This window comes from Streptomyces apricus (genome assembly GCF_008369065.1).
Classification (GTDB): domain Bacteria; phylum Actinomycetota; class Actinomycetes; order Streptomycetales; family Streptomycetaceae; genus Streptomyces; species Streptomyces apricus.
On the sequence record NZ_VDFC01000100.1, the window covers coordinates 1 to 9,612 of the forward strand.

General features: G+C 72.1%; 2 protein-coding genes. Both read right to left on the reverse strand.

From position 1 onward, the window contains the following. Nucleotides 1-9,319 (reverse strand): non-ribosomal peptide synthetase (locus FGF04_RS37775; protein WP_149515911.1); only part of this gene is annotated, 9,319 nt, incomplete at its 3' end. A gap of 7 nt (nt 9,320-9,326) precedes the next feature. Further along, on the reverse strand, nt 9,327-9,612 hold a 286-nt coding region (locus tag FGF04_RS37780; RefSeq protein WP_149515912.1), incomplete at its 5' end, for a phosphopantetheine-binding protein.

The window sequence follows — 9,612 nt, forward strand, 5'->3', positions numbered from 1 at the left end:
CCAGCACATTGGCCCGCGCGTTCACCTGCGCATAGGTCAGCTCCGCCCCTTCGAAGACCACCGCCACCGCATCGGGCTGCCGGTGCACCTGGCGCTCGAACAGGGCGGGAAGGGTGGTGGCCGGCACCGGCAGGGAGGTCTGGTTGTGGTCGTGCAGGACCAGGTGGCGTTCGGCGGGGTCGAGGGCGTCGGCGAGGCCGACCGGGGCCGTCGGGTCGGCGACCAGGGCGCGCAGCACCCGCAGGAACCGGGTCGCCAGGACGTCGGCCGAGGAGTGGTCGAAGAGGTCGGTGGCGTACTCGATGAGGCCCTGGGCCTCGCGTCCGGCGGGGGTGGTGACTTCGGTGAGGTTGAAGAACAGGTCGAACTTGGCGGTGCCGGTGACGACGGGGACGAAGTCCACGCGCAGGCCGGGCAGGTCGAAGTCGGCCTGGGTGAAGTTCTGCCAGGCGAACATCACCTGGAACAGGGGGTGGTAGGCGGTGGAGCGGTCGGGGTTGAGGAGTTCCACCAGGCGTTCGAAGGGGGCGTCCTGGTTGCCGTAGGCGCCCAGGGCCTTCTCCTTCACCTGGGCGATCAGGTCGTCGAAGGTGGGGTTGCCGGCGAGTTCGGCCCGCAGCACCCAGGTGTTGACGAAGAAGCCGATCAGGTCGTCCAGGGCATCGTCGGTGCGGCCGGCGATCGGGGCGCCGATGGGGATGTCGTCGCCGGCGCCGAGCTGGTGCAGCAGGACGGCGAGCACCGACTGCATCACCATGGAGACGGTCACGTCGCGGGTGCGGGCCAGTTCCTCGACGGCGGCGAACAGGCCGGGGTCCACGGTGAATTCGGTCATGCCGCCGCGGTGGCTGGCCCTGGGCGGGCGCGGCCGGTCCGAGGGCAGGTGCAGCGGTTGGGGGATGTCGGCCAGTTCCTGGCGCCAGTAGGCGCGCTGCTGGGCGAGCACGCTTGCCGGATCGTCGTCCTCGCCCAGCAGCTCGCGCTGCCACAGGGCGTAGTCGGCGTACTGGACGGGCAGGTCGGGCAGGTGCGGGACCTGGCCGCGGCGGCGGGCGGCGTAGGCGGCGGAGACCTCGCGGATCAGCGGCGCCATCGACTCCCCGTCGCCGGCGATGTGGTGGATCACCAGGGACAGGACGTGTTCGTGGTCCCCGGTGCGCAGGATGCGCGCCCGGATCGGGATCTCGCGGTCCAGCGCGAAGGTGTGCCGGGCCGTGGCGTCGATGGCCGCCTCCAGTGCGCCGGCGGGGACCTCGACGAGCGGCACCTCCAGGAGCGCCTCGTGCGGCGGCACGATCTGCTGGAAGGGGACGCCTTCGGTGTCCTCGGCGAAGACGGTGCGCAGGCTCTCGTGCCGGGCCACCACGTCGCCCAGGGCGGCGGCCAGGGCGGCGGTGTCCAGGGCGCCGGTGAGCTTGAGGTTGAGCGGGATGTTGTACGTCGTCGAGGGGCCCTCGAACTTGTCGATGAACCACAGGCGGCGCTGCGCGAACGACAGCGGCAGGCGCTGCGGCCGGGAGGCGAGGCGGGTGAGCGGGGGGCGGACCTGGACGCCGGCCGACAGGTGGGCGGTGAGTTCGGCGACGGTGGGGGCGGCGAAGACGGTCTTGATCGGGATCTCTGCGCCCAGGACGGTGCGGACGCGGCTGATCAGGCGGGTGGCGAGCAGTGAATGGCCGCCCAGGGCGAAGAAGTTGTCGTCGAGGCCGACCTGTTCGACCCCCAGGACCTCGGCGAACAGCTGCGCGAGGCTGCGCTCCGCCGCGGTGCGCGGTGCCCGGTAGGTGCCGGTGGTGAACTGCGGCTCGGGCAGCGCGGCCCGGTCGAGTTTGCCGTTGGGCATCAGCGGGAGGCGGTCGAGGGTCATGAAGAGGGCCGGGACCATGAAGTCCGGCAGGCGTGCGGCCACGGCCTCGCGCAGCTGGTCGGCACTGACGCCGGCGGGTTCGGCCGGTACGACGTAGGCGACGAGCCGCTTGCCGGTGCCGGTGCCGTCGACGGCCACGACCACGGCCTGGGCGACGCCGGGGTGGGCGACCACGGCGGCCTCGACCTCGCCGGGTTCGATGCGGAATCCGCGGACCTTGACCTGGCTGTCGCCGCGGCCCACGTACTCCAGCTCGCCCCGTTCGTTCCAGCGGGCCAGGTCGCCGGTGCGGTACATGCGGGCGCCGGGTTCGCCGTGGGGGTCGGCGACGAAGCGCTCGGCGGTCAGGTCCGGGCGGCCGCGGTAGCCGCGGCCGATGGTGCCGCCGATGTAGAGCTCTCCCGTGACACCGGCGGGGACGGGCTGGAGGCCGGTGTTGAGGACGTAGGCGCGCATGTTGCCCAGCGGCGCGCCGATGGGCACGGCCCCCAGGGCCTGGGGGGTGCCGGAGGCGGTGAAGGTGGTGGCGTAGAACGATTCGGTCTGGCCGTAGGCGTTGATGATGCGCACGCCGGGGAAGGCGTCGCGGGCGCGGTTGACCAGGTCGGCGGGGAGCGCCTCGCCGGCGAAGACCAGGACGTCCACCCGGGTGCGGTCGGCGATCTGGTCCAGGAGTTCGGCGAAGGCCGAGGGGACCGTGGAGATCACGTTGCCGTGCCAGGCCTCGCGTTCGCCCAGGACCAGCACGTCGCGGACCACTTCGATGCTGCCGCCGGTGCACAGCGTGGTGAAGATCTCGAAGGCGGAGACGTCGAAGTTGACCGAGGTGCCGGCCAGGGCCCGGCGGCCGGGCCCGGCGTCGATCTGCGCGGCGAGCTGGGTGATGCCGTTGACGACGTTGTGGTGGGTGACGGCGACGCCCTTGGGGGTGCCGGTGGAGCCGGAGGTGTACATCACGTACGCCAGGTGCTGCGGGTACAGCGGTGCGCGGCGCTCGGCGTCGGTGAGGTCCCCGAGGCCGGCGGCGGCGTCCTGGTCGGCGCCGTCGAGGTCGAGGTCGTCGAGGAGGAGCAGCGGGGCGTCGGTGGCGGGCAGCACGCCGGTGGTGGCGCGGTCGGTCAGGACCAGCCCGGGGGCGGCCTCGGTGAGGATGTACTCCAGGCGGTGGCTGGGGTAGGCGGGGTCGATGGGCAGGTAGGCGGCGCCGGACTTGAGGACCGCCAGCAGGGCGACGACGAGGTCGCCCGAGCGGGGCAGCGCCAGCGCGACCAGCGTCTCGGGGCCCGCGCCGCGGCCGGCCAGCTCCCGCGCCAGGCGGTTGGCCCGCGCGTTCACCTGGGCGTACGTCAGCTGCGTGTCCTCGAACAGGACGGCGGGCGCCTGGGGGCTGTGGGCGGCCTGCTGCTCGAAGAGGGCGGGGACGGTGAGGTGGGGCGCGGGTGCGGCGGCGGTGTCGAGCTGCTCCAGCAGGCGTACGCGCTCGGCGTCCTCCAGGATGTCGACGCGGCCGGCCGGCAGCCAGGGGTCGGCGATCAGCTGGCGCAGGACGCGCACGAACCGTGCGGCCAGGACCTCGACCGTCTCGCGGTCCAGGACGTGGTTCTGGTACTGCAGGGCCAGCCGCAGGTGCGGGTCGGCGTCCGCCATGACGGTGAGCGGGTAGTGGGTGCCGGTGGAGGGGCGGATGCCGGTGAAGGCGATGCCGGCCGCGGAGTTGGCGTCGTTGAGGCCCTCGCGGTCGACGGGGTAGGACTCGAACACCACCAGCGTGTCGAACAGGGTGCTCAGGCCGGTGGTGCGGTGGATGTCGGTGAGGCCGTGGTGGTGGTGGTCCAGGAGCGCGGCCTGCCGCTTTTGCAGGTCCTGCAGCACGTCGGCGAGCGGGTCGGCCGGGGTGTACTGCACGCGCACGGGCAGGGTGTTGATGAACAGGCCGACCATGGAGTCGACGTCGGTGACCGCGGGCGGCCGGCCCGAGACGGTGGCGCCGAACACCACGTCCTGGCGTCCGGTGAGCTGGCCCAGCAGCACCGCCCAGGCGCCCTGGACCAGGGTGTTGACGGTGATGCCGAGCTCGGAGGCGCGCCGGTTCAGCTCCCGCGACTGCTCCAGCGGCAGGTCGAGCTCGACGTGCCCGATCCCGGAACTGGCCTCGTGGCCGGCGTGGCCGGGCACGAGCAGGGTCGGCTCGTCGACGCCTTCGAGTTCGCGGGCCCAGGCGCGGGCGGTCTCGGCGCCGTCCTGGCGCGAGAGGTGGGTGAGGAAGTCCTTGAAGCCGCGGACCCTGGGCAGCACCGAGGGGTCGCCGGCCGATCCGTACAGGCGCAGCAGGTCGGTCATCAGGACCGGCAGGGACCAGCCGTCGAACAGGACGTGGTGGGCGGTCAGGACCAGTTCGGCCCGGCCGGGTCCGGTCCTGAGCAGCGTCAGGCGCAGCATCGGCGGGCGCAGGGGGTCGAAGCCGCGGCTGTGGTCCTGGGTGAGGAACCGCTCGAAGGCCTCGGTGCGCTCCGGCTCGTCGAGGTGGCGCAGGTCGATCTCCTGCCAGGGCACCTCGATGCCGTCGACGACGACCTGGACCTGGTGGCCGTCACTGTCGTCGACGAACGCGGTGCGCAGGTTGGCGTGCCGGTCGAGCAGGGCCTGGGCGGCGGTGTGCATGCGGGCGGGGTCGACCTCGCCCTCGATGTGGAACGCCATCTGCATCTGGTAGGCGTCCCAGGAGTCGTCGTTGAGCAGGGTGTGGAAGAGCAGTCCGGACTGCAGGGGGGTCAGCGGCCACACGTCGCTCAGGCCCGGGTAGCGCTGCTCCCAGCTCTCGATGTCGTGCTGGCTCACCTGGACCAGGGGCAGGTCGGAGGGGGTGAGGCCGCCGGCGGCGGGGTCGGCGGTGTGGTGGGCCAGTGCCTCCAGTGCGGCGAACCACAGGTCGATCAGTTCCCGCACGTCCTGGGGGGCGAGCAGGGCGGCGGGGAAGCCGGCCGTGACGTCGAGCTGGGCGCCCGACTCGGTGTCGATGACCATGGAGTTGAGTTCCAGCACGGACATGGCGGGCATGTCGGCGTCCAGGGGGGCGGTCATTTCGCTGATCTGGGTGAAGCCCAGGCCGCGGAGGTTTTCTGGCATGTCGGCGGCCGAGAAGCGGCCCAGGTAGTTGAAGCCGATCTGCCCGGTGGAGTGAGCGGCCAGCTCGGCCGAGGTGTCCTCGTTCAGGTAGCGCAGCAGCCCGTAGCCCAGGCCCTTGTCGGGGACGGCCAGCAGTTGTTCCTTGACCGCCTTGAGGACCCCGCCCGCGGCCGCGCCGCCGGCGAAGGCCTCGTCCAGGTCGAAGCCGGCGATGTCCAGGCGTACCGGGAACATGCTGGTGAACCAGCCCACCGTGCTGGACAGGTCCGCGCCCGCCACCACGTCCTGCTCGCGGCCGTGCCCCTCCAGCTTGATCAGCGTGGAGGACTCCAGCACCCCGCGGTCACGGCGCCACCGGGCCACCGCCAGCGCCAGCGCGGCCAGCAGGCCGTCGTTGACGCCGCCGTGGAAGGCCGCGGGAATCCGTGTCAGCAACGCCTCGGTGAGGTGCGGGGGCAGTTGGAGGCGGAGGTGGTCGAGTGCGGAGCGGGTGTCGCGGGCCGGGTCGAGCGGCCGGGAGCCCAGGAGCGGATCGGGTCCTTGCAGGACGGAGCGCCACAGGTCCATCTCGGCGACGCGGGCGGGGGTGTGGGCCTCTTCCAGCAGTGCGTGGGTCCAGCGGCGCACCGAGGTGCCCACCGGCGCCAGCTGCGGCGCCTGGCCTTGGCGGACCTGCTTCCATGCCTCGGCGAGGTCGGGCAGCAGGATCCGCCACGACACACCGTCCACCACCAGGTGATGCAGCACGATCACCAGCCGGCCCGCCACCGTCGCATCGGACGGGTCGAACCAGACGAACTGCGCCACCACCCCCGCGGCCGTGTCCAGCCGGCCCGTCGCCTCGTCCAGGGCGATCTGCGCCTGCTGCTGCCAGGTGTCGTCCCATACGCCGTCGCACACGATCCGCTCGATCAGCGTGCTCGCGTCCACCGAGCCCGCGGGAGCGATCTCGACGGCTTGGCCGTCGTGGGACGAAAGGCGGGAGCGCAGGATGTCGTGGCGGTCCAGCACCGCACCCAGCGTCGCCGCCAGGCCCCCGGCGTCGATGCCGGCGGGCAGCTCGGCCAGCAGGGACATGGAGAAGCGGTCGTAGCCGCCGCCCAGTTCCTGCATGTAGCGGGCGATGGGCAGCAGCGGGAAGGAGCCGGTGCCGCCGCCTTCGAACTCCTCCAGCACGGGGGCGCTCGCGCTGTCGCTCGCGGCGACCTCGGCCAGCAGGGCGACGGTCCGGCACTCGAAGATCTGCCGGGGGCTGACCTCCAGCCCCAGTGCGCGGGCGCGGGAGACGACCTGGATGGAGCGGATGGAGTCGCCGCCGACGGCGAAGAAGTCGTCGTCGACCCCCACCCGGTCCAGGCCCAGCACCTCCGCGTAGACGGCGGCCAGGGCTTGTTCCTGCGGGGTGCGCGGGGCGCGGTAGGTGCCGGCGGTGAACTCCGGCTCGGGCAGGGCGCGGTGGTCCAGCTTGCCGTTGGGCATCAGCGGCAGCCGCTCCAGGAGCACGAACGCGGAGGGCACCATGAAGTCGGGCAGGTGCTGGCCGGCGTGTGCGCGCAGGTCGGCGGCTTCTATGCCGGAGCGGAAGTCGTGCATGTCCTTGTCGCTGGTGAAGGCGGGCACGACGTAGGCGACCAGCTGTTTGGCGCCGGTGGCCGGGGCTTCGCGGGCGATGACGGCGGCCTGGCCGACGGCGGGGTGGGCGGCCAGGGCGGCCTCGACCTCGCCGGGTTCGATGCGGAACCCGCGGACCTTGACCTGGGCGTCGCCGCGGCCCACGTACTCCAGCTGACCCTGCCCGTTCCAGCGGGCCAGGTCGCCGGTGCGGTACATGCGCGCGCCGGGCGGCCCGAAGAGGTCGGGAAGGAAGCGCTCGGCGGTCAGGTCGGGGCGGCCGCGGTAGCCGGCGGCCACCTCTCCGGCGATGTAGAGCTCTCCTGCGACGCCGGGCAGCACCGGGCGCAGGCCGGGGCCCAGGACGTAGGCGCGCATGTTGCCCAGCGGCCGTCCGATGGGCATGTTGCCGGTGCCCTCCCAGGTCTCCTGGGGCGGGAGGGTGAAGGTGGTGGCGTAGAAGGACTCGGTCTGGCCGTAGGCGTTGATGATCCGGATGTCCGGACGCGCCTGCCGCAACCGTCCCACCAGCGAGGCGGGCAGCGCCTCACCGGCGAACACCACCGTGTCCAGGGCGGTGTGCGAGACGGCCTGGTCCAGCAGTTCGGCGAACGCGGACGGAACGGTGGACACGATGTGCCCGCCCCACTCCTCGCGCTCCCCCAGCACCAGCACATCGCGCACCACCTCGACCGTGCCGCCGTGGCACAAACTGGTGAAGACCTCGAAGACCGACACGTCGAAGTTGACCGACGTCCCCGCCAGCGCCACCCGCCCCGGTCCCGCCCCGATCAGCTGCGCCAGGTGCGTGATGCCGTTGACGACGTTGCGGTGCGTGACGGCAACGCCCTTGGGGGTGCCGCTGGAGCCGGAGGTGTACATCACGTACGCCGGGGTGTCCGGTCGCAGGTCCTGGTGGGGGCCGGCGTCGTCCTGGCCGTCTTGGGGGTGGTCCAGGTCGATGTGGTCCAGGTGCAGCAGGGGGGTGTCGGTGGCGGGCAGGACGGGCGCGGTGGTGGTGTCGGTCAGGATCAGCCGTGGTGCGGCCTCGGCCAGGATGTGCGCCAGGCGGTGGCTGGGGTACTTCGGGTCCACCGGCAGATACGCCGCGCCCGACTTGAGCACTCCCAGCATTCCCACGATCAGGTCCGCCGAGCGCGGCAGCGCCAGTGCCACCACCGCACCCGGACCCGCCCCGCGCCCCACCAGCTCCCGCGCCAGCACATTGGCCCGCGCGTTCACCTGCGCATAGGTCAGCTCCGCCCCTTCGAAGACCACCGCCACCGCATCGGGCTGCCGGTGCACCTGGCGCTCGAACAGGGCGGGAAGGGTGGTGTCGGCGATGTGGGTCGCGGTGGCGTTGGTCTGGGCGAGTGCGCGGTGTTCGGCGGGCTCCAGGAGGTCGAGGGCGGCCACCGGTGCGGCGGGGTCGGCCGTCAGGGCTTGCAGGACGCGTACGTAGCGGGCTGCGACGGACTGGACCGTGGAGTGGTCGAAGAGGCCGGTGGCGTACTCGATGGTGCCGCGGGCCCCGCCGTGTCCGTCCGGGGCGACGTTGAATTCGAGGTCGAACTTGGCGGTCTTGGTGCCCAGTTGCTCGAAGTCGAGCCGGGTGGCGAGTCCCGGCAGGTCGATCTCGGCGCGGGTGATGTTCTGCCAGGCGAAGAAGACCTGGAAGAGGGGGTTGTAGGCGGTGGAGCGTTCGGGGCTGAGTGTGTCGACGAGCATGTCGAAGGGGACGTCCTGGTGCTCGTAGGCTCCCAGTGCCTTGTCCTTCACCTGGTCGAGGAGGTCCTCGAAGGTGGGGTCGCCGTCCAGCTGCATCCGCAGCACCCAGGTGTTGACGAAGAAGCCGATGAGGTCGTTGAGGGCGTCGTCGGTGCGGCCGGCGATCGGGGCGCCGACGGGGATGTCGTGGCCGGCGCCCAGGTGGTGCAGCAGGACGCCGAGTGCCGCCTGCAGGACCATGGACACGCTCAGGCCGCGGTCCTGGGCCAGCTGCTCGACCTCGGCCCGCAGTGCGGGGTCGATGCGGAACTCCACGTGGTCGCCGGCGTGGCCGGCCACCGCCGGGCGGGGCCGGTCCAGGGGCAGGTTCAGCGGCTGGTCCATGTCCGCGAGCTGTTCGCGCCAGTGGGCCAGCTGCTGGGACAGCAGGGAGTGGGGGTCCTCGGCGTCGCCGAGCAGGTCGCGCTGCCACAGCGTGTAGTCGGAGTACTGGATGTCCAGTTCCTCCCAGCCGGGGGTGTCGCCGGCGCGGCGGGCGGTGTAGGCGAGCGAGAGGTCGCGCAGCAGCGGGACCGCCGATTCGCCGTCCGCGGCGATGTGGTGGAAGAGCAGGACCAGGACGTGGGCGTCGGGGGCGTGGCGCAGCAGGCGGGCCCGGAAGGGGATCTGCGCGTACAGGTCGAAGGCGTAGGAGATGGTCTCCTGGACGGCGTGGTCCACCTCGTCCGGTGCCACCGGCACGACCGGTACCTCCACGACCGCTTCGCCGACGGGCAGGATCCGCTGGTAGGGGACTCCCTGCTCCTCGAAGAGGACGGTGCGCAGGACCTCGTGCCGGGCGACCAGGTCCTGGATCGCGGCCGTGAGCGCTGCGGTGTCCAGGTCGCCCGTCAGGTGCAGGGCGAGGGGGACGTTGTAGGTCTCCGAGGCCCCTTCGAAGCGGTCGAGGAACCACAGACGGCGCTGGGCGTAGGACAAGGGGATCACTTTGGGTCTACTCCTTGGTCATCTTGCGTAGACGGGGCCGGCTCTTGGTGGTGTCCGTGGCCTGGACTCGACCCGAAAGCTCCGCAATGGTCGGGTACTGGAAGATCGTGCGGATCGATACCTCGAGCCCCAGGGAGCGGCGCATCCGGCCGATCACCCGGGTCGCCTTGAGCGAGTTGCCGCCCAGGCCGAAGAAGCTGTCGTGGATGCCCACCTGTTCGACGCCCAGGACCTCGGCGAACAGTGCGCACAGCGCCTGTTCCTGCGGGGTGCGGCCGGGGGCGGGGGCCTCG